Annotated in this window: 22 protein-coding genes; 11 read left to right on the top strand and 11 right to left on the bottom strand. The window is 71.9% G+C overall.

Translation table 11 applies throughout. The features are described 5' to 3' along the window. Nucleotides 1-6: 6 nt before the first annotated feature. The gene (locus tag ITJ54_RS06485; protein ID WP_194626707.1) at nucleotides 7-576 is read right to left on the bottom strand and encodes a TetR/AcrR family transcriptional regulator; all 570 of its coding nucleotides are present in this window, start codon (nucleotides 574-576) and stop codon (nucleotides 7-9) included. 60 nt (nucleotides 577-636) lie between these two features. Between ITJ54_RS06485 and ITJ54_RS06480 the strand changes: the two genes are divergently transcribed. Further along, a complete protein-coding gene (locus tag ITJ54_RS06480; protein WP_194626705.1) occupies nucleotides 637-1,374 on the top strand; it encodes an SDR family oxidoreductase in 738 nt (245 codons plus the stop codon). A 281-nt stretch (nucleotides 1,375-1,655) separates the two neighbouring features. On the opposite strand, the gene ITJ54_RS06475 is transcribed toward ITJ54_RS06480, so the two are convergent. The 3 genes from ITJ54_RS06475 to ITJ54_RS06465 form a co-directional block, all read right to left on the bottom strand. After that, nucleotides 1,656-2,267 carry a hypothetical protein gene (locus ITJ54_RS06475; RefSeq protein ID WP_194626704.1) on the bottom strand — a complete coding sequence of 204 codons (612 nt, stop codon included), beginning with the start codon at nucleotides 2,265-2,267 and terminating at the stop codon, nucleotides 1,656-1,658. Then, the gene (locus ITJ54_RS06470; protein WP_194626702.1) at nucleotides 2,267-3,214 is read right to left on the bottom strand and encodes an alpha/beta hydrolase; all 948 of its coding nucleotides are present in this window, start codon (nucleotides 3,212-3,214) and stop codon (nucleotides 2,267-2,269) included. Before ITJ54_RS06470 ends, ITJ54_RS06475 begins: the two co-directional genes overlap by 1 nt. A 77-nt stretch (nucleotides 3,215-3,291) precedes the next feature. After that, on the bottom strand, nucleotides 3,292-4,386 hold the full coding sequence (locus tag ITJ54_RS06465; protein WP_194627365.1) for a fatty acid desaturase family protein: 1,095 nt from the start codon (nucleotides 4,384-4,386) through the stop codon (nucleotides 3,292-3,294). A gap of 291 nt (nucleotides 4,387-4,677) precedes the next feature. Here ITJ54_RS06465 and ITJ54_RS06460 point away from each other — a divergent pair, with 291 nt between their 5' ends. The 3 genes from ITJ54_RS06460 to ITJ54_RS06450 all read left to right on the top strand — a co-directional run bounded on the left by ITJ54_RS06460 (nucleotide 4,678) and on the right by ITJ54_RS06450 (nucleotide 6,901). Beyond that, nucleotides 4,678-5,409, top strand: coding sequence for a GAF and ANTAR domain-containing protein (locus tag ITJ54_RS06460; RefSeq protein ID WP_194626700.1), 732 nt, complete (start codon nucleotides 4,678-4,680; stop codon nucleotides 5,407-5,409). Between the two features lie 62 nt (nucleotides 5,410-5,471). Continuing rightward, the gene (locus ITJ54_RS06455) at nucleotides 5,472-6,050 is read left to right on the top strand and encodes an RNA polymerase sigma factor (RefSeq protein WP_194626698.1); all 579 of its coding nucleotides are present in this window, start codon (nucleotides 5,472-5,474) and stop codon (nucleotides 6,048-6,050) included. After that, entirely contained in the window at nucleotides 6,047-6,901 is an 855-nt protein-coding gene (locus ITJ54_RS06450; protein WP_194626696.1) for a hypothetical protein, read from the top strand. Before ITJ54_RS06455 ends, ITJ54_RS06450 begins: the two co-directional genes overlap by 4 nt. Here ITJ54_RS06450 and ITJ54_RS06445 read toward each other — a convergent pair. Beyond that, nucleotides 6,831-7,706 carry an NAD(P)H-binding protein gene (locus ITJ54_RS06445; RefSeq protein WP_194626693.1) on the bottom strand — a complete coding sequence of 292 codons (876 nt, stop codon included), beginning with the start codon at nucleotides 7,704-7,706 and terminating at the stop codon, nucleotides 6,831-6,833. The two genes, ITJ54_RS06450 and ITJ54_RS06445, sit on opposite strands and share 71 nt — an antisense overlap. 58 nt (nucleotides 7,707-7,764) lie before the next feature. Between ITJ54_RS06445 and ITJ54_RS06440 the strand changes: the two genes are divergently transcribed. The 3 genes from ITJ54_RS06440 (at nucleotide 7,765) to ITJ54_RS18080 (ending at nucleotide 8,842) form a co-directional block, all read left to right on the top strand. After that, nucleotides 7,765-8,256, top strand: a complete 492-nt coding sequence (locus tag ITJ54_RS06440) for a MarR family winged helix-turn-helix transcriptional regulator (RefSeq protein WP_194626691.1) — start codon at nucleotides 7,765-7,767, stop codon at nucleotides 8,254-8,256. 99 nt (nucleotides 8,257-8,355) lie between these two features. Beyond that, nucleotides 8,356-8,607 carry a hypothetical protein gene (locus tag ITJ54_RS06435; protein ID WP_194626689.1) on the top strand — a complete coding sequence of 84 codons (252 nt, stop codon included), beginning with the start codon at nucleotides 8,356-8,358 and terminating at the stop codon, nucleotides 8,605-8,607. A 103-nt stretch (nucleotides 8,608-8,710) separates the two neighbouring features. Continuing rightward, nucleotides 8,711-8,842 (top strand): hypothetical protein, encoded by a 132-nt coding sequence (locus ITJ54_RS18080; RefSeq protein ID WP_267237985.1) that lies wholly within the window; start codon nucleotides 8,711-8,713, stop codon nucleotides 8,840-8,842. A 71-nt stretch (nucleotides 8,843-8,913) separates the two neighbouring features. Here the strand turns inward: ITJ54_RS18080 and ITJ54_RS06430 are convergent, their stop codons facing one another. From ITJ54_RS06430 to ITJ54_RS06410, 5 genes are read right to left on the bottom strand one after another with little or no spacing between them, the layout of a single operon-like run. Continuing rightward, nucleotides 8,914-9,921, bottom strand: coding sequence for an aminoglycoside phosphotransferase family protein (locus ITJ54_RS06430; protein WP_194626687.1), 1,008 nt, complete (start codon nucleotides 9,919-9,921; stop codon nucleotides 8,914-8,916). Beyond that, nucleotides 9,918-10,820 (bottom strand): carbohydrate ABC transporter permease, encoded by a 903-nt coding sequence (locus ITJ54_RS06425; protein ID WP_194626685.1) that lies wholly within the window; start codon nucleotides 10,818-10,820, stop codon nucleotides 9,918-9,920. Before ITJ54_RS06425 ends, ITJ54_RS06430 begins: the two co-directional genes overlap by 4 nt. After that, complete coding sequence (locus tag ITJ54_RS06420; RefSeq protein WP_194626683.1) at nucleotides 10,820-11,779, bottom strand: carbohydrate ABC transporter permease; 960 nt, start codon at nucleotides 11,777-11,779, stop codon at nucleotides 10,820-10,822. The genes ITJ54_RS06425 and ITJ54_RS06420 overlap by 1 nt, the downstream gene beginning before the upstream one ends. After that, entirely contained in the window at nucleotides 11,776-13,125 is a 1,350-nt protein-coding gene (locus ITJ54_RS06415) for an ABC transporter substrate-binding protein (protein ID WP_194626681.1), read from the bottom strand. The genes ITJ54_RS06420 and ITJ54_RS06415 overlap by 4 nt, the downstream gene beginning before the upstream one ends. Before the next feature lie 57 nt (nucleotides 13,126-13,182). Next, nucleotides 13,183-14,397 (bottom strand): FAD-dependent monooxygenase, encoded by a 1,215-nt coding sequence (locus ITJ54_RS06410; RefSeq protein WP_194626679.1) that lies wholly within the window; start codon nucleotides 14,395-14,397, stop codon nucleotides 13,183-13,185. A 189-nt stretch (nucleotides 14,398-14,586) separates the two neighbouring features. On the opposite strand from ITJ54_RS06410, the gene ITJ54_RS06405 reads away from it, so the two are divergent. The 4 genes from ITJ54_RS06405 (at nucleotide 14,587) to ITJ54_RS06390 (ending at nucleotide 17,359) form a co-directional block, all read left to right on the top strand. Continuing rightward, nucleotides 14,587-15,219 carry a TetR/AcrR family transcriptional regulator gene (locus tag ITJ54_RS06405; protein ID WP_194626678.1) on the top strand — a complete coding sequence of 211 codons (633 nt, stop codon included), beginning with the start codon at nucleotides 14,587-14,589 and terminating at the stop codon, nucleotides 15,217-15,219. Continuing rightward, complete coding sequence (locus tag ITJ54_RS06400; protein ID WP_194626677.1) at nucleotides 15,216-15,563, top strand: DMT family transporter; 348 nt, start codon at nucleotides 15,216-15,218, stop codon at nucleotides 15,561-15,563. The genes ITJ54_RS06405 and ITJ54_RS06400 overlap by 4 nt, the downstream gene beginning before the upstream one ends. Next, complete coding sequence (locus ITJ54_RS06395; protein WP_194626676.1) at nucleotides 15,563-15,877, top strand: DMT family transporter; 315 nt, start codon at nucleotides 15,563-15,565, stop codon at nucleotides 15,875-15,877. Before ITJ54_RS06400 ends, ITJ54_RS06395 begins: the two co-directional genes overlap by 1 nt. 141 nt (nucleotides 15,878-16,018) lie before the next feature. Next, nucleotides 16,019-17,359 (top strand): fibronectin type III domain-containing protein, encoded by a 1,341-nt coding sequence (locus tag ITJ54_RS06390; RefSeq protein ID WP_194626675.1) that lies wholly within the window; start codon nucleotides 16,019-16,021, stop codon nucleotides 17,357-17,359. 199 nt (nucleotides 17,360-17,558) lie between these two features. Here ITJ54_RS06390 and glgX read toward each other — a convergent pair whose 3' ends face one another. Further along, nucleotides 17,559-19,577 carry a glycogen debranching protein GlgX gene (gene glgX, locus ITJ54_RS06385; RefSeq protein ID WP_194626674.1) on the bottom strand — a complete coding sequence of 673 codons (2,019 nt, stop codon included), beginning with the start codon at nucleotides 19,575-19,577 and terminating at the stop codon, nucleotides 17,559-17,561. Nucleotides 19,578-19,715 lie beyond the last annotated feature (138 nt).

The following is a 19,715-nucleotide window of genomic DNA, read 5'->3' as shown; positions in this document are numbered from 1 at the left end:
AGGCAGTTACCGTATCCGCAGGGAATCGACGACGAGGTCGAGCAGATGAGCGGTGCGAGCGTCGCTCTGCGGCTCGAGGTGCCACAGGAAGCTCAGCAGGGGGAAGACCTCGTCAGGTGCGATGTCGGGGCGCACCTGCCCGGCGTCCTTACCCGCCCGCAGCAGGTCGTCGACCACAGCCAGGATCCGGTCGTACTGCTCGTCGTGCAGGTCGCTACGGGTGACGGCGTCGAGGACGTCCGCGAGCGCGTGCTTCATCCGGCCGAAGGAGGCGAGCACGTCGAACCACCGGCGGAGCGCGACGACCGGCTCGTCCTCGTGCTCGTCGAGGAGTCGTCGGGCCGTCACGAGGAGTCCGTCGAACTCGTCGCGGTAGACCTCTGCGAGCAGTGACTCCCGTGTGGGGAACCGCCGGTAGAGCGTCCCCTGCCCGACGCCGGCCGCGCGGGCGATCGCCTGCATGGTCGTGGCGCTGTCCTCCGTGAAGGCCTGTCGGGCGATGCTGACGATCCGCGTGCGGTTCTGCTCGGCGTCCGCGCGCAGCACACGAGCGGAGGGGGTCGACGAAGTGGACATGTGTCCGGTAGCCTCTCGAGAAGTGGACGGGTGTCCACTCTACTGCGATAGGAGACCACCATGGACGGCATCAGCGGCAAGACCATCGCCATCACCGGGGCGTCGAGCGGGATCGGCGCCGCGACGGCTCGGCACCTGGCGGCGGCGGGCGCGAACGTCGTGCTCGGTGCCCGCCGCGCCGATCGGCTGGCGTCGCTCGTGGACGAGATCCGCGCCGAGGGCGGAGAGGCGCACGCGGTGCCGATCGACGTCCGGCAGCGCGAGGACCTGCAGCGGCTGGTGGCCAGCGCGCAGGACCGGTTCGGCCGGCTCGACGTGCTGTTCTCGAACGCGGGGAGCATGGCGATCTCGCCGTTCGACGAGCTCCGCGTGGACGACTGGCAGCAGATGATCGACGTCAACCTGACCGGTGTCCTGAACGGGATCGCGGCGGCGCTGCCGGTGTTCCGCGCCCAGGGCTCCGGGCACTTCGTCAACACGGCGTCGACGTCGGCGCACCGGATCGTGCCCGCGCAGGGCGTCTACGCGGCGACGAAGACCGCGGTCCGGGTGCTGTCAGAGGCCTTGCGGCAGGAAGCCGGCGCCTCGCTCCGGGTCACGGTGATCACGCCCGGCTTCACGAACACGGAGGGCGTCGGCCTGGGGGCGAGTGCCGAGGTCGCTGCGGCACTGGTGGAGCAGCGGGACGCGATCGCGATGCCGCCGGAGGCCATCGCCCGTGCCGTGGCCTTCGCGATCGAGCAGCCCGACGGCGTCGACGTGGGCGAGGTCATCGTCCGGCCGACCGCACAGAACTGACGGAAGCCGGTGGGGCGCTGTCGGGTTCAGGACACCACCGGCTTCAAGCGCACGTCGCCGTCCCCGCGACGGTGCGCCCTGTCACGCGGGGTGTCCTGCGGGAGCTGCGTTGCTCCCGGGGCCCGCGGTTCGTGAGGTGATCCGGCGCAGCGCGCGAGGTGCCGAGGGCGAGCGCTGCATGCGTAGTTCCGATCCGGCAGCCGGGGTCCGGGGTCACCTGGCGGGAACAGTACGCCCGCATGGGCGTCCGCACCAGGGGTACGACAGGATCCGCACTGCGGTCAGCGGTGGGATGCCTGCCGAGCGTCGTCGCTGACCGTTGCTGTGCCCATCGGCCGACTGGCCAGGGCGAGCGCGATGAGCAGGAGGCCGGCACCCGTGACGACGACGCCGACCATGGTCGCGACGTGGTTGAGGTCGCGGTCGACGCCGGGGACGAGCAGCAGGGCGTTCGAGATGAGCGCCGGCAGGCCGACCAGGCCGAGACCGCTGAGCGTGGCGATCGTCAGCCGGTGCCGCGACCGGGCGGCGAGCAGCAGGACGACCGCGACGGCGACGGCGAGCCCGCCGACGAGCCCGACCACGGCGGAGGCGGCCAGGACCCCGGGCAGTGGTCGACCCGCCTGCAGCAGGACCGTCTTGGCGACGGCGGCTCCGGCAGCGGTCATCAGCAGCGGCATGGCGAGCGGGACCTGTCGGAGCGGTCGCTCGTCGGACAGGCCGGTCGCGATGATGCCGAGCCCGGCCAGCGTCAGGGTGCCGGCCAGGATCGCGGCCGCGGACCGAGCACCCGTGCCCGAGGGCAGCACGACGATCAGGATGGTGCAGAGCCCGGCGGCGGCGAAGGTGATCGCGTGCAGGCGGACGGCGAGGGCGTGCCCGACCCGGGCCATCACGGCCGGGCCAGGGCGGAGCGCAGCTCCCCGGTCAGCTCCCCGAGCGCCTGCGGGACGGCCCTGCTGATCCGGGGGAAGGCCATGAAGCCGTGGGTCATGCCGACGTAGGTCGTCGTGCGCACGGCGACCCCGGCCTCCTGGAGGGCTGCGGCGTACCGGAGGCCGTCGTCACGGAGCGGGTCGTGCTCGGCCACCTGGACCAGTGCCGGCGCCAGGCCGGTCAGGTCGGCGAAGAGCGGCGACGCGTACGGGTCGGTCGGGTCCTGGCCGGCCAGGTAGTGGCCGCGGAAGGCGAGCATGTCCGCCTTCGTCAGGATCGGGGCGTGCGCGTTCTCGTCGATGGACGGACTCGCCATCGTGAGGTCGGTCGCGGGGTAGATGAGGCCCTGGAACGCGATCGCCGGGCCGGAGCGGTCGCGTGCCATGAGGGCGACGACGGCGGCGAGGTTGCCGCCCGCGCTGTCGCCGACGACGGCCAGGCGGCTGGTGTCGGCACCGAGCTCGTGGCCTCGGCCGACGAGGTCGACGGTGGCGGCGTAGGAGTCCTCGGCGGCGGCGGGCCAGCGTGCTCCCGGGGCCAGGCGGTAGTCCAGGGAGGCGACCACGGCCTGGGTGTCCCGGGCGATGCTGCTGGCCAGCCAGTCGTAGGTGTCGAGCGACCCGGACGTCCAGCCACCGCCGTGGATGAGGACGACGAGCGGGGGCGTGCCGCGGAAGGTGGTGGGGCGGTAGACGCGGACGCCGACGGGGCCGTCCGCGCCGGCAGCGGTGGTGTCGCGGACGGCGACGCCCGTGGCGAGTCCGCCGAGCAGCAGGTCCACAACCGGGTTGTGTCCGATCTCGCGGCGCTGGTCGGCGAGGATCTGCTCCTCCGACCGGCGGGTGACCGAGGCGGCGCTGAGCAGTCGGCCGAGCAGTCGCGTGCGGAGGTCGAGCCTGGCCATGGGTCCAGTCTGCGCGTTGCGGCGCTCTCGTGCCGGTGCCGTCTCGGGACGGGCTCAGAACCAGCGCAGACCGGGTGTCAGCTGATGCGGAGCTCGGTGGTCATCGGGCAGGTGAAGGGGTCGCGTGCTGCCAGACCGACGCGGTTCAGGTACACGATGACGATGCCGTACGAGCGCAGCAGCGTGGTCTCGGTGTAGGGCACGTCGAGCTGCTCGCAGTGCGCGCGGACCAGGAGCCTGGCCTGCTTCAGGGCCGGCCGCGGCATGCTCGGGAACAGGTGGTGCTCGACCTGGTAGTTCAGGCCGCCCATCAGGAAGGACACCCACCACCCGCCGCGGATGTTGCGCGACGTCAGGACCTGGCGGGACAGGAAGTCGACCTTGGCGTCGTGGGCGATCGTCGGCATGCCCTTGTGGTTCGGCGCGAAGGACGCGCCCATCATCACCCCGAAGACGGCGAGCTGGACGCCGAGGAACGCGCAGGCCATCCCGAACGGCAGGGTCAGGAACACCACGGGCAGGTAGATGCCGAAGCGGAGCACGAGCAGCACGCCTTCGAGCACCCGCCCGCGGGCATCGCTCCTGCCGTCGGCTCCGCGGAGTACCGAGACCACCGCGTGCCGGTGCAGGTTGATGCCCTCGAGGGTCAGGAGCGGGAAGAAGAGCCAGCCCTGGTGCCGGACGAGCAGACGCATGGGGCCTCTCGCGGCGGCGGCGTCCTCGGGGATGAACACGACGCCGTCCGGGCTGATGTCCGGGTCCTTGCCGACGGTGTTCGGGTTGCCGTGGTGGCGGGTGTGCTTGTTCATCCACCACGAGTAGCTCAGGCCGACGACGAAGGTGCCGAGCCACCGGCCGGCGCGGTCGTTCCACTTCCGGGACTCGAACACCTGGCGGTGCGCGGCCTCGTGCGACAGGAACGCGAACTGCGTGAAGAGCACCCCGAGGACCGCGGCGACGACCAGCTGCAGCCACGAGTCGCCGAGCGCGGCGAACGCGACCCAGCACGCCACCGTCGCCACGACCAGGGCGCCGAAGAGCGCCCAGTAGAAGCCGCGACGCCGCCGGAGCAGCCCCGCGTCCTTCACCTGCGCCAGCAGCGCGGAGTAGGTCGACGTGCCCCCGGTGCGGGGTCCCCCGGCCGTCCCGGTCTTCCGGTACGGGCTGGTCATCGTGTCGTCGGCGGTCACTGGGGTTCCTCTCGTCGGTGCTGACCGGCGCACCGCGGAGACTGCGACGACGCAGCCGCGTCGACAGCCCCGCGCCGCGCAGGCGCGATCGGCGTGTGACGTAGCTGGTCCATCGGGCTCCCGGGCATCACGGAGATCGTTCGGGTCTTCCGGCCGCCGGGGGCTGGGGCAGCTGAGCACAACGCTAGGGCTGGAGAACCTCGCGTCGCAAGTCCTCGAACGGGCGGCGTTACGGTTGTTGCACAGCACACCGACGGACAGGGAGCACTCCGGATGCCGGACACCCGCGAGGCACGACTGGTCGACACGTTCGTCACGCTCACGGACAGCCTGGTCGCTGACTTCGACGTCGTGGAGGTGCTCCAGACCCTGGCCGACCGGGCCGTCGAGCTCTTCGACGCCGCTGCCGGCGCGATCCACCTGGCGAACGCGCACCACGAGCTCGAGGTGGTGGCCTCGACGAGCGAGCGCAGCAGCTTCTTCGGCCTGCTCCAGCTCAATGCCGGCGAGGGTCCGTGCATCACCGCCGTGACGACGGGCGAGCTGGCGACGTCGGAGGACCTGGCGGAGCTCCAGCGGCGCTGGCCCCGGTTCGCCGAGGCCTCGGAGCAGCGCGGGTACGCCGGTGTCCACGCCATCCCGATGCGGCTCCGCGACACCGTCGTGGGGTCGCTGAACCTGTTCCGCGAGTCCGAGGGGGCGCTCAACGGCGCCGACGCCCGTGCTGCGCAGGCGCTCGCCGACGTCGCGACGATCAGCCTGCTGCAGCAGCGCACGATCGAGAACGCGACGCTCGAGGCCAGCCAGCTGCAGCGCGCCCTCGACAGCCGCGTGCTGATCGAGCAGGCGAAGGGGTACGTCAGCCGAGCGCTCGACGTCGACCTGGACACCGCGTTCCGGCTGATCCGCCAGTACGCCCGCGCGAACCAGGAGCGCCTGAGCGACGTGGCCCGCGCGGTGTCCGGGCAGCAGCTCGCGCCCGCCGCACTCGTCGGCAGCGCGTGAGCGGTCCCCGGTCGGACCGCACGCCGGTGTAACGCCCGCACCCCGACCGGACACTCTTGAGTGTGCAGGACGAACAGGACGACGACGGGCCGCTGTGGGCGCGGGCCCGGTCGAACGACGGAACGGCCTTCGCCGAGCTGTTCGACCGGCACCGCCCGCGGGTCTACCGGCGCGCACTGAGCCTGCTCGGGGACGTGCACGACGCCGAGGACGTGACGGCGTCCGCGTTCTACGAGCTCTGGCGGAAGCGGAGGACCGTGCCGCTGGTGGCCGGGTCCGTCCTGCCGTGGTTGCTCGTGACCGCGGTGAACCTCGGCCGGAACAGCCGTCGAGCCGCCGCCCGCTACCGCAAGCTGCTCGACCGGCTGCCCCGCGAGGAGGAGCACGTCGACCCGGTCGACCCCGAGGACGCCGAGGTCCGGCAGCGGCTCGAGGAGTCCCTCCGCGGCCTGTCCCCGACCGACGCCGCGCTGCTGGTCCTCACCACGCTCGAGGACCTGCCCGTGTGGCAGGCCGCTGCGGCCGTCGGGCTGCAGCCACCCGCTGCCCGGGTCCGCCTGCACCGGGTCCGGAAACGCCTGCGCGCCGACCTGCACGACCTCGACCCCACACTCCGCTCCGCACCAGGAGGCACCGCATGACCAGCAGCCACGGACACCTGACCACGACCGACATGCCCGCGGGCGCGGCCGCCACGATCCGGGCCGAGCTCGCGTCCATCGGCACCCCCGGCAGCCGACTGCAGCGCGCCCAGCGACGGACCCGGGTCACCGCGTCCGTCGTCGGGGTCGCGGCCGTCGCCCTGGCCACCAGCGCCGCCGCCCTCGTGGTCACCGGGATGCCCGGATCGACGGCGACCGACGCCCTCGGTTCCACCACGACGGTGACCCGGACCGGCCCCGCACTGGTCGACATCGGCCGGGCACCGGCGACGGCGGGAGCGGTCATCGTCGACGTCACGTGCCTGAGCGACTCGGGGATGGTGCAGGTCCCCACTGGCGACGGCACGACGGGCGCCGGGGTCTCCTGCAGCGGCGACGGGCCGCACCGACTGCACGTCGTGGACGGCCAGCTGCCGTCCGCCGGCACGACCACGTTCCCGGTCTCGTCGTCCCCCGGCACCCGGTGGCACGCCATGCTGCAGTACGCCAGCTCGGTCACGTCCCGGTGGAGCGTCAACGCGAAGGGGCAGACCTTCGGGATCGAGAACCAGCACGGTCACCCGGACCTGGTACCTGGTCGGTCCGACGACGGTCGCCTGGGCTGGGTGCTCTGGTCCGAGACGGCGGGCGCCGACCAGCCCGGGACGGTCGACGTGTACGAGTCCGACGGCGAGACCGTCATCGGCCACCAGACCGCCGAGGCTGGGACCCTGCCCGAGCTCCCGCTCGACCAGCGGTACATCGACGAGCTGAACTCGGTCAGCGCCCCAGCAACACCCCCCGCGACGCCCGTGCCCAGTCCGCCATCGACCGCGCCGGCGTCCCGGTGATCCGCTCGACCTGGTCCGTGTGCACCGCGATGCCGTCGAGCCCGTGCCGGGCGACGATGCCGAACTGCTGACGGAGCCCCGCCGCTTGCCACGCGGGCATGCCGGTCAGTCGCAGCACACCCTCGAATCCCCGGCTCGGCAGGTGCAGGTAGCGCACCCGCCGACCGAGCCCCTCGGTCAGGGCCCGGGCGACCCCGCGGCCGTCGAGCAGCTCGGGCCCGGTGAGCACGGGCTCGGAACCGACGTGCACGCCGTCCGTCAGCACCCGGGCCGCCACCCGGGCGATGTCCTGGCTGTCGATCCAGCCGATCACCCCGCGGCCCATCGTCTGCGGGAAGACCCCCCGGCGGATCGCCGGCCCGGACGGCACCAGGTTCGTCATGAAGCCCGACGGGTGCAGGATCGTCCACGCCAGACCGCTCGCGCGCACGTCCACGTCGATCTGCGCCACCGCACGAGCCCACGGGATCGTCGACCCCAGCGCAGCGTCCCCGCCCGACAGGTGCACGAGCGCCCGGACCCCGGCACGCTGCGCGGCCTGCACGCCGACCACGCCGTGCTCCCGCTGCCGCTGGGTCGCCGCCGTGACCAGGAACACCTGGTCGACGCCCTCGAACGCCGCCGTCAGGGCCGACAGGTCGCCGAGGTCCGCCTGCCGCGCATCGATCCCCCGTGCCCGGAAGGCCTCGACCTGCTCCGGTCGTCGCGCGATCGCCCGGACGGTCTTCCCCGCAGCGCGGAGGGCCTCGACCGTCTTGCCGCCGACGTCCCCGGTCGCTCCTGTGACTGCCACGATGTCGCCCATGTCGTCTCCCTTGATATCAGTTAACTGATAATAGACCCTCCTCCGCTACGATCGAGCGATGTCCCCGGAGTTCGCAGCATCGCGTGACGACGTCGACGCGGTCGCCGCCTGGACCGTCATCCGCGCCGGCCGCGAACTCGCCCGACGCCTGGCGACCGAGCTCGAGCCGATGGCGCTGACGCCGGTCGAGTTCGGCGTGCTCGTCCAGCTGGCCACGGCCGAGGAGCTCAGCCAGGCCGAGCTGGCCCGCGCGGTCGGTGTCCGCCCGCAGAGCATGACCGCACTCGTCGCCGCCCTCGGAGCCCGTGGGCTGTTGGTGCGCGGGGCCGAGCCGGGCCGCGGCCGGCTGTCGCGCCTGACCCTGACCCCGGCCGGCCGGGAGCTGCTGTCCCGCGCGTTCCCGGTCGTCCTCGCGAGCAACGCGTGGTTCGGACCGGTCGCGGTCGACGACGACGCCACCGGTGCCGACGTGGTGGCGTCCGCCCTGCTGCCGCTGCTCGGCAGCGAGACGCCGGACGGGTCCGGCTCCGCGTCCGCGGGGACCGCTTGACGGGAGGCTCGTGGCGGGCCCGCACCGCGCCTCCCGTCCGCCCTCGGTCACACCACGACCGTCCCGATCACCGAAGCCGGAGCGGGTACCGTCCACCTCGTGGCCGAGCGATGGATGGACAGGGTCCCCGATGCACCGGGCGGCATCGTCGGCGCGTGGTTCAACGTGGTCTTCTGCGGCGCGCTCGTCATCGGCCTGCCGGTCATCGCCTTCACCTCGAACGAGGGCGTCGCGGCGGTCCTCTTCGCCATCGGCGCCCTGCTGCTGACCGGGTTCCTCGAGGCGACGTTCATCCACAAGCTCCGGAGCCAGATCGAGGGGCGACGCGAGCTGCGTCGGCGGCCGAACTGACGGGCGGACTCGGACGTCCGCTGGACGCACTCCGAGCGTGGCATCGGGAATGGCTGACACCGCTCCGCGGTAGTACTCCTCACCCCCGAAGAAGGAGCACCCCATGAGCCACGACCTCGACCGTTCCACCGCGACCATCGACGAGCTCGACTGCTGGCCCACGCCGCGCGCGCTCCACGATGAGCCGACGCCCCGCTTCGGGCGCTACCTCGGCCTGATCAACGGCCACGACTGACCTGACGGCGACCAGCCGACAGACGGGAGGCTCCCCACCGGACCGGTGGGGAGCCTCCCGTCTGTCTGTGGTCAGGAACGCGACGCAGCGTCCGCCAGCGCGGCGCGCAGCCGGTCCTCGACCAGGGAGGCCGACCCGGACGGCGCGAGGATCCCGGTGAAGACCCGGAGGGCCTCGGTGCGGTCTTCGGCGGAGCCGTCGAGTGCCGTCGTCATCGTGGACGTCAGGTCCTCGAGCGCACGGACGCAGGCGTAGCGGACCAGGCGGTGCTCGTCGAGGACGACGGGTCCGTAGCCGGCACGGAACGCGGCGAGCTCGTCGGGCGATGCCGGGGCGAACAGGACGCTGAACTCGACCAGGTGCAGGTCGAGCTCGCGCGGGGCGACGACGGCCTCGTCCCAGTCGACCAGCCGCAGGCCGCCGCTCGGTTCGACCAGGACGTTGCCGAGGTGCGGGTCGCCGTGGCACGGGACGCGCTCGCCGGGCGCTGCCGAGGCGAGCGTGGTGCCCTGCTGCAGGAGCGCGATCCGGGGTCGAGCGTCGTGCCACAGGCCGAGGACGTCGTCTCCCGTGAGTCGCGCGTCCAGCGTGCGGATGGCCGCGCGGTACCGCTGCCGTCGGCGGCGGATCCCCCGACGTGCGCCCTGCCGACGCGGCGGGAGCGGGAAGGCATGCGCGTGCACGTCGGCCAGGAGCTCCCCGTAGGCGTGCCAGCCGGCGAGGTCGAGGCCGACCGTGGCGGCGTCCTCGCCGTCCGTCCAGCGGGTGACGGCGAGCCGACCCCCGCCACGACGACTGCGGCGCCGGCCGTCCGCGGTCGGGACGGCACTCGGTGCGCGGTCGAGCCCGGCGTCGGCCATCGACCCGACCAGGCGCGTGCCGGTCGTGGTGGTGCGGGTGGTCCACTTGGCGGCCCAGGCGTCGCCGGTGTCGTCGACGAAGCGCCAGACCACGGCGGAGACGTCGGTGCCGCCGGTCACCTCCTCGATCGCGGTGACCTGCATGGCGAAGTCGGCGGTGACCCAGTGGCGGGCGTCCGCGGGAGTCGGGCGGCCAGCCGTCGGTTCGGCTGCGCTCACCGCAGGCCGCTCCGCGACAGCCCCTCGACGAAGTACCGCTGGAAGGCCAGGAACAGGGCGACGATCGGCAGGATCATCAGCAGGTTGACGGCCATGATCGCGCCGTAGTCCGACGTGTACTGGCCCTGCAGCGTGCCGACGATGCCGATCGGGACGGTGAACAGGTCCTGGTTGCCGGACAGGGCGACGAGGGGCCAGCCGAACGCGTTCCACTCGCCCATGAACGTCAGGAGCACGAGGACGGCGAGCAGCGGCCGGCAGAGCGGGAGCACGACCGACACGAACGTGCGGAAGCGGCCGGCGCCGTCGAGCTGGGCGGCCTCGATGAGCTCGTCGGGCACGGCGAGGAAGAACTGCCGGGCCAGGAACACCCCGAAGATCGCCGCGGCCTCGGGCAGGATGACCGCCCACAGTCCGCCGTACAGGTGCAGGCCGATCGAGATGAAGAACTGCGGCACGATGATGGCCTGCGGCGGGATCATCAGCGTCGACAGCAGCACCAGGAACAGGGCGTTCCGGCCGCGGAAGCGCAGCTTGGCGAAGGCGTACCCGGCGAGCAGGTTGCACACGACGGTGATGACCGTGACGACGACGGAGATCAGCAGCGAGTTGCCGAACCAGCGCCAGACCGGGAACTCCTGGAACGGTCGGACGAAGTTCTGGATCGTGAAGTGCTCCGGCCAGAGCTGCAGCCCGGGCGCGTACAGGTCGGCACGGGTCGAGAACGCGGTGAGCAGCATCCAGTACAGCGGGAAGGCCATGACGATCGTCACGATGACCGCGACGGTGAGGCGCAGCCAGAGCAGGCGTCCACGGCGCTTCTTCGGCGAGCGGGTGGCGGTGGTGGCGGCAGCGGGTGCGGCGTCGGCGGCGCCGGTGTCCCAGGTGGTGGAGGTCATCAGTCGGTCTGGTCCCGTCCGGCGTTGAACCGCCACTGCAGTCCGGTGATGAGCAGGGTCACGAGGTAGATGACGATGCCCACCGCGGCGCCGTACCCGAGCAGCTGGGGGCCGTGCTCGTCGAAGGCCACCCGGTACGCGTACGACACGATCGTGGTGGTGCCGTAGCCGGGGCCGCCGCGGGTCATCGCCCACACGGTGTCGAACACCTGGAACGAGTAGATGAGGTTCATCACGAGCAGGAAGAACGTCGACGGGCCGAGCAGCGGGAACGTGATGAGCCGGAAGCGCTGCCAGCCGCTCGCGCCGTCGGTCGTCGCGGCCTCTTGCACGGCGGGGTCGACGCCCTGCAGCCCGGCGAGGTAGATGAGCATGTCGAACCCGATGCGCTGCCACAGCGTCATCAGGATCACGGCGGTCATCGCCCAGCCACCGCTCGACTGCCACTGGATCTGCGGCAGGCCGAGGGAGCGGAGGAACTCGTCGACGAAGCCGTTGTTCTGGTCGAACATCCACGCGCCCAGGACACCGGTCGCGACCCCGGAGACCACCAGCGGCAGGAAGATGATCGTCCGGAAGACCGCCCGCCCCGGCAGCACGCCGTTGAGCAGCACGGCGACGCCGAGCCCGATCGCCATGCCGACCGGCACCGTGAACAGCGTGAAGACGCCCGTGTTCGCGACGGACTGCCAGAAGACCGGGTCCGTCACCAGTCGCGCGTAGTTGCCGAGGCCCGCCCAGCTCGTGCCGCCCAGGGAGTCGAGGTCCTGGAAGCTGATGACCAGGGCGTAGACGAGCGGCAGCAGCGTGAAGACGACGATGAGGACGACGTTCGGCACCAGGAACGCCGTGGCCGCGGCCCCGCTGGAGCCTCGGAAGCCGCCGACCGACCGGCGTGGACCCCGACGAACGGCGCCGCCAGCGGTCGCGCCGCCGATGCGCTCGGCCGCGCCGGTCATGCCGCCACCGCCTGCTCGACGGCGGCGTCGATGGCCTTGACGGCAGCATCGGTGCCGCGGCCGTGGAAGGCGAGCTCGAGCTGGTCCTGCAGCGCCGTGTTGACCGAGGCGAACCCGGGCACGACGGTCTCGCGCACGGCGGTCTCGGTGATCGTCGTGGCCTGCTGCGTGAAGACGTCCATCACGTCCGGGCGCACGGCGTAGTCGAGGGGCGTGTCCGCCAGGCTCTTCAGCGTCGGCAGTTCGTTCGCCCGCTGGCAGAAGTCACGCATCTGGTCCTCTTCCACCAGGAACTTGAGGAACGCGGCCGCGAGCTCCGGGTGCTCGGTGTCACGTGTGGCGACGACGGCGTTCCCGCCGAGGTCGGACGCGGCAGCCTGGTCGCGCGGCATGTACGTGGTGGCCCACTTCCCGCCCTGGTACCCGTTCTTCGTGTCGGCGAGCTCCGGCACCAGGAAGTCGCCGATGAACGTCATCGCCACGGTCTGGTTCAGGAAGAAGTTGTCCGAGTAGACGGTGGTCTTGATGGTGTTGTTCGCCGGCACCCACCGCTCGTCGAAGAACCGCTGCGTGAACGCCATGGCCTTGCGCGCGGGGTCGCCGTCGACCGCCGAGTGGTCCAGTGACGGCGTCAGGAGCGACCCGCCCGCCTGGTACAGGAAGCTCGCCCAGCGGTAGGCGCCGGCGGCGGTCCAGTCGTAGGCGAAGGGGTACTTGTCGTCCGGCAGGGCCTTGCGGAGCTTCGTCGACACCGCGGTGAACTCCTCCCAGGTCCAGGCGTCCTCGAGCCGGTCGGGCACGGCACCGATGCCGGCTTCGTCGAGGGCGTCGCGGCTGAACGCGATCGCCGAGGTGTCGGTCTGGTGGGGGACGCCGTAGGTGCGGCCCTCGAACCGGACGGCGTCGCGGAGTGCCGGCAGGAACCCGGCGGACTCGGTGGCGCTGAGGTACGGCGTGATGTCGAGCAGCACCCCGTGCGAGGTGTACTTGCCGATGCTCGTGTAGTCGACCCGGAAGACGTCCGGTGCCGTGCGCGACAGGATGCCCCGGTCGATGCCGGAGAAGAAGCCGTCGTACGGCAGCGTCTGCAGCTCGACGGTGGCCTTCGGGTGCCGGGCCTCGAACACCTTCTTCGCGTGCGCGAACCCGGCGTTCTCCCCGTCGCTGCCGCCCCAGAACGCGAAGCGGATCGTGCCCTCGACCTCGCCGATGTCGGCCTTCGACCCCGCGGCGGCGGTGCTCGGCGCCGGGCCGTTGTTCGCGACGCACCCGCTGAGCGCCCCGGCGGCGGCCAACCCGAACGCGCCGACGAGCACCGAGCGGCGGGAGATGGGCTGCAGCGGCACTGGCGGCTCCTCGGGACGGGGTCGCGTCGACCGATGCCGGTCGCCGTGCCCGCGACGCTAGTCCGCGCCTCCGACGCCGGTCGTGCCCGTCGAGGACCCAGTGCGGGAATCGGTGTCCCGGCCTGTCCGGTGGGCGTCGTAGTCCTCGAGCACGAGGTTCGACGCCGGTCGGTCGACGACCCGCATGAGCGGACCGAAGACCGCCAGGGTGCTGAACAGCAGGTTGCGGACGCGGATGCCGGCGGTGGTCCTCGGTGCGAGGAGCTTGCCGGCGTTCACCTTGTGGGAGATCGAGGCGTAGTTGCGGTACCGACGCTCGAACGTGTCGAACGCGGTGACGTGGTCACCACCTGCTCGTGCGAGTTCCCCGGCCAGGACGTACGCGCCGACGACGGCGAGCCCGGTGCCGTAGCCGCCGAGGGCGTTCCCCCACGCGGAGTCGCCGAGCAGCACGACGCGGCCGCGGGACCAGTGGTCGACCGTCGCACGACTGATCGAGTCCATGTAGAAGTCACGGGCGTCGGGCAGCTGCTCCAGCAGCTCGGGGATCCGCCACTTCCCGTGTCGGAGTGCCTCGGTCACCTGCTGCTTCTGCCGGGCGACGTCGTCCCGAGCCGGGGGCAGCGGTGGGCCGGCGAAGACGAGGAACGCCGGGGCCTTGGTCCCGCCGAGCATGACGGTGATGCCCGGTTCGCTGTAGACGACGTCGTCGGGGCCGGTGTCCAGGTCGGCGAGGACGTAGTGGTAGCCGAGGTGCGTGACGTGCTCGGACTCGGGGCCGAACGCCAGCCGGCGGACGTTGGAGTGCATGCCGTCCGCGCCGACGACGAGGTCGAACGTCCGCGGCGCTCCGTGCTCGAACGTCACGTCGACGCCGTCGCCGGTGTCCGTCAGGCTCGTGATCGAGTCGCCGAAGACGTACTCGGTGGTGTCCTCGGTCAGACGGTGCAGGATCCGGGCCAGGTCGCCGCGGGGGATGTTCACCTCGCCCGCGCCGAAGCCACCGGGGGCCGTCCCGACCTTCCGGCCGGCGGCGTTCACGATGATGCCGTCCGCGTCACGGACGTCTGCGGCGCGCACCTCGTCGAGGATGCCCATCTCCCGCAGGACGCGCATGTGGATCGGCCCCTTGAAGTCGACGGCCTGGCCGCCCGGCCGGATGCTGCTGGCCTTCTCGACGACGGTGACGTCGAACCCCGACCGGTGCAGCCAGTACGCCAGGGCGGGGCCGGCGATGCTCGCGCCGGAGACGAGGACTCGGGTGTTCTGCACGGTGTGCTCCTTCGATCGGATGTCCCGATCATCGGCCGCGGCACTCACACCGCGCTGACGCGCCACTGACACCGGACCGACTGGAGGCTCGGTGCCAGCTGGCACCGAGCCTCCAGTCCGCCTGTCCGTCAGCTGGGACTGCGCCGGTCGAGTTGGCCACCTGGCCAACTCGACCGGTACGGTCGTTGCATGACCACGAGCACCCACCGCAGCGCGGACGAACGACGGGCTCAGCTCGTCGACGCCGCCGTGGCGGTGATGACCGACGACGGCGTCCGCGCCGTCACCACCCGCGCCGTCACGGCACGCGCCGGACTGCCCCACGGCACGTTCGCGTACTGCTTCGGGTCGAAGGGCGAGCTGTTCCGCGCCGTGCTCGACCGCGAGCTCCGGCAGTCCATGGCCGTGACCTTCGACGACGACTCGGTCCCGGTCGAGGACCCGTCCGAGCGCATCGCGGCCGGGCTCCTGGCCTACCTGGACCGGGTCCGCGCCGCGCCGGACGAGGCACTCGCGCTCTTCGAGCTCACCGCACTCGCACGACGCGACCCGGACCTGCGGGACCTGGCGCGCTGGGAGCAGGACGCCTACGCGCAGGCCGTCACCGGCAACCTGCGGCAGTGGTCGGACCGGCACGGCCGGTCGTGGTCGGCGCCCGTCGACCAGGTCGCCCGCCTGCTGGTCGCGCTCGTCGACGGGACGATGTCGGCGTGGCTGAGCGACCGGGACGACGCGGCGGCAGCAGCGACGCTACGACTCGCAGCGACGATGGTCGGGGCGCTCGCCGTGCAGGATGCCGACGCCGTGGGGGTCCGCTCGTGAAGTGGCTCTTCCTCGCCGGCGCGATCCTCTCCGAGGTCACCGCCGCCCTGTCCCTGCAGGCCGCCGTCGAGCGGCCCGGTTGGTACGCGCTCGTCGTGGTCGGCTACGTCGGGTCGTTCTTCCTGCTCATCCAGGTGCTCCGCCGGGGCATGGCCATCGGGGTCGCCTACGGCATCTGGGGCGCCTCGGGCGTCGCCCTGACCGCGGTGCTCGCCGCCGTGCTGTTCGGGCAGTCGCTGACCCCCGTGATGCTGGTCGGCATCGGGCTCATCGCGGCAGGGGTGCTGCTCGTCGAGATCGGGTCGCAGCGGGCGCTCGCCGCACGTCGGGAAGGAGCCCGCTGATGGGCTGGGTGCTGCTCGCGATCGCCATCGTCACCGAGGTCTTCGCGACGATGAGCCTGAAGGTCGCGACGGACGGCAAGCGCCGCTGGTACGTCGCGGTGGTGGCCGGGTACCTGGTGGCGTTCTCGCTGCTCGCGGTCGCGCTGACCATGGGCCTGCCGATCGGGGTGGCCTACGGGGTGTGGGCGGCGACGGGGGTGGCGTTGACGGCGGTCCTCGGGCGGGTGCTCTTCAAGGACCCGTTGACGCGGACGATGCTCGCGGGCATCGGGCTGATCATCGTGGGGGTGCTGCTGGTCGAGCTCGGGCACTGAGGCACGCTGCGCAACAGCCGATCCGGTGCGGATTCCCGTACGCGTACCGCAATTCTCGGGACGGCCCCCTGGCGCGGCACGGGATCTGCTCTGATGTGCGCAGCAGCGGCACCGGTGCCGCAGCACGTTGAGGGGATCGTCGTGTTCAAGAGCATGCTCACCATCGCAGCCGCGGCTGCACTCGTCGTCGGGGGTGCGCTGCCGGCGCATGCCGCCCCGACGTCGTCGACGCCGAGTGCGCCGACGTCCGTCCGTGTCACGGGGTCCGGGGGCGACGCCGACGTCACCTGGGGGGCGCCCAGCGCCGGTCCCCGCATCACGGGCTACACCGTCACCGTGACGCCCGCCGAGAGCCAGCCGAACGGCGGCGTCGACCGCCTGCCGGCCACCGCTCGCTGGGACCACTTCGGCGCGCTGCGCACCGGCACCACGTACACGTTCGCCGTGCGCGCGGTCGCCGCGAAGCAGACCGGTCCGGCCGTCAGCGTCAAGTACACCGCGACGGCTGCCGCACCCACCCCGCAGGCGCTCTTCGCCCTGGACGCCCAGGGCAGCGTCGTCCGGTTCGGCACCGGGAGCACGAGCACCGGCACGACGACCGGCACCACGGTCGCGACGAACGGCACGGGCTACACCGCGGACGACCAGGGCGACGTGTTCGTGCCCTCGGCCGACCTCATTTCGATCCTGATGTACCCGGCCGGTGGTGGCGCAGCTCGCACCGTCGCGACGGGCCTGCACCTGACCGCCGACCTCCGCTCCGACGTCGCCGGCAACCTGTACTGGGCCGACTCGGTGTCCGGCTCGGTGACGATGCTCCCGATCGACGGGTCCGCTCCCCGGGTCGTCGCGGACTTCGGCACCGTGCAGTACGGGCAGCAAGCCTGGGTCGTCTCGCGGAACGGGATCGTCTCGACCTTCAACGGCAGTCCCTCCCAGACGCGGGTCGCCCAGCGGAGTGCCTCGGGCGTGCTCACCGTCCGGACCTGGCAGAACAACTCCGTGGTCGGGTTCGTCCGCGGGCTGCAGTCGGACGACGCCGGCAACCTCTGGGTGAGCCAGATCCAGGACGGCCCCGGCGGGCGCTACCCGTGGTTCGAGGTCCCCGCAGGACAGAGCGTTCTGATGCGGCTCGAGCAGCAGGACACGTTCGAGTACGGCGCCGCGAACTCGACGTCGTTCCGACTGCTGCGATCGGCTGACTGGTGCAGCCAGGCCGACGAGCTGGCCGGGACCTGCGACGTCGACCGGACGCTCGCCTCCGAGCTCGTCTTCGGCGCTGACGGGACCCAGCGGACCCTCCCGGTGACGGGAGCCACGGCGGGGTCGCGAGGCACCCACGTGGGCGCGGCGACCGAGACAGGCGACCTGTTCCTCGACATCGACCGCGCGCCGTCGGCCGGCCTGTGGCGCGTCCCCGCCGCCGGCGGAGCCGCCCAGCTGGTCTCCACGGCGCAGTACACGCGCCTGGTCGTGATCTGACGGCAGCGGCCCTGACGGGCCACAGACGGAACGGGAGGCTCCCCACCAGCTGGTGGGGAGCCTCCCGTTCGTCACTGCATCTGCGCAGCCGCCACGCGTCGGGTTCGGGCCCCGACGCGGGACGGCCGCACACGGCGGCAGGCCGGGAGTGCTCCCGGCCCGCCGCGGGTCAGACCGCGCTGGCTCAGCCCGCGCTGGCTCAGGCCAGCGCGGTGAAGGACGCGTCGCGCACCAGCAGCGTGGTGGCGTCGCCGTCGAGCTGCTGCTCCGGGTCGCTCGAGAGCCCGAGCGACCAGGTGCCGCCACCCGGCTTCTCCGGCAGGGTGAACTCGACCGTGGTCTCGGAGGCGTTCAGCAGCACGGCGACCGAGTCGTCGCCCTGCTCGAGCACGAGCATCACGGCACGGTTGCCGCCGTCGGCCCAGTCGCCGTCCTCGAAGCCCGCGTTGTCCGCGCGGAGCACCGACACCGTGGACTCGGAGTGGCCCGGCGCGGTGCGGTACCACTCGGGGCGGAGCGCCTCGTGCTGCCGGCGGAAGGCGATCGCGGACGTGGTGAAGGCGAGCAGGTCCTGGTCGACGGCGGCCCAGTCGAACCACGAGATCTCGTCGTCCTGGCAGTAGGCGTTGTTGTTGCCGCCCTGCGAGCGAGCGATCTCGTCGCCACCGAGGATCATCGGCACACCGGCGGACAGCATCAGCGTGCCGAGGAAGTTGCGACGCTGGCGGTCGCGGTAGTCGTTCACCGCGCCGTCGTCCGTCGGGCCCTCGATGCCGCCGTTGAACGACGTGTTGTCGCTCTCGCCGTCGTTGTTGTCCTCACCGTTCGCCTCGTTGTGCTTGTCGGCGTACATCGTGAGGTCGGCGAGCGTGAAACCGTCATGGGCGGTTACGAAGTCGACCGAGCAGAGCGGCGAACGGCGCGATCCCTCGTAGACGTCGGGGCTGCCGAGGACGCGCTGCACGGCGTCGCCGAGCGCATCCTCGTCGCCGCGCCAGAACGCGCGGAGGTCGTCGCGGTACTTGCCGTTCCACTCGGACCAGTCGGCCGGGAAGCCGCCCACCTGGTAGCCGGCGGTGTCCCACGGCTCGGCGATCATCTTGACCTCGCGGAGCACCGGGTCCTGGTGGATGATGTCGAGGAACGCGGAGTGCTTCTCGGCCTCGCCGTCCTGGCGGGTCAGCGTCGTCGCCAGGTCGAAGCGGAAGCCGTCGACGTGCATCTCCTCGACCCAGTAGCGCAGCGAGTCCATGATCAGGCCGAGCGCCGTCGGGTGCCCGACGTTGAGCGAGTTGCCGGTGCCGGTGGTGTCGAAGTAGTTCGCCTCGTCACCCTCCACGAGCCGGTAGTACGACGCGTTGTCGATGCCCTTGAAGGACAGCGTCGGGCCCATGTGGTTGCCCTCCGCGGTGTGGTTGTAGACGACGTCCATGATGACCTCGAGCCCCGCGGCGTGCAGGGCCTTGACCATCTCCTTGAACTCGGTGACCTGCTGGCCGGCCGTGCCCGTGGACGAGTACTCGTTGTGCGGCGCGAAGAAGCCGATGGAGTTGTAGCCCCAGTAGTTCCGCAGGCCCTTGTCGACGAGCGTCGAGTCCTGCACGAACTGGTGCGTGGGGAGCAGCTCGACGGCCGTGACACCGAGGTCGACCAGGTGCTTGATCGCGGCCGGGTGCGCCATGCCGGCGTAGGTGCCGCGGATCTCCTCGGGCACGTCGGGGTGCTGCTTGGTGAAGCCCTTGACGTGCACCTCGTAGAAGACGGTGTCGGCCAGGTCGGTGCCCAGGCGGGTGTCGCCCTGCCAGTCGAAGGAGCGGTCGGCGACGATCGAGCGCGGCATCGCCGAGGCGGAGTCGGTCTCGTCGATCTGCTCGGGCTCGTTCATGTCGTGGCCGAAGAGCGCCTGGCCCCACTCGTACTCGCCGTCGATCGCGGTGGCGTAGGGGTCGAGCAGCAGCTTGGCGCCGTTGTGGCGCAGGCCGTTGGCCGGGTCCCACGCGCCGTGCACGCGGAAGCCGTAGCGGGTGCCGATGGTGACGTCCGGCACGATGTCGTGGAACGTGTAACCCGTGCGCTGCGTCAGCTCGGTGCGGTGCTCGGTGCCGTCCTCGTCGAAGCGGCAGAACTCGACCCGCTCCGCGGTGCTGGAGAACAGGGCGACGTTGGCGCCGCCGTCGACGAGGGTCACGCCGAGCGGTGTGCGCGAAGAAGTGGTCATGCTCCCAGTTCTACCGCCGCGGTGCTGTGTCCGAGGCTCGTCGCCGTACCCCGCCGCGCCGAACGGCCATCCGCCGCCATCCGTGGCCGTCCACGGTCATCCACGGCCATCCGTGGCAGGACCGGCGCTCAGCACGCT

Source organism: Curtobacterium sp. VKM Ac-2865 (assembly GCF_015350905.1).
GTDB lineage: Bacteria > Actinomycetota > Actinomycetes > Actinomycetales > Microbacteriaceae > Curtobacterium.
Note: the sequence above shows the minus strand (reverse complement) of the source record. Positions and strands in the feature narration are given on the sequence as shown.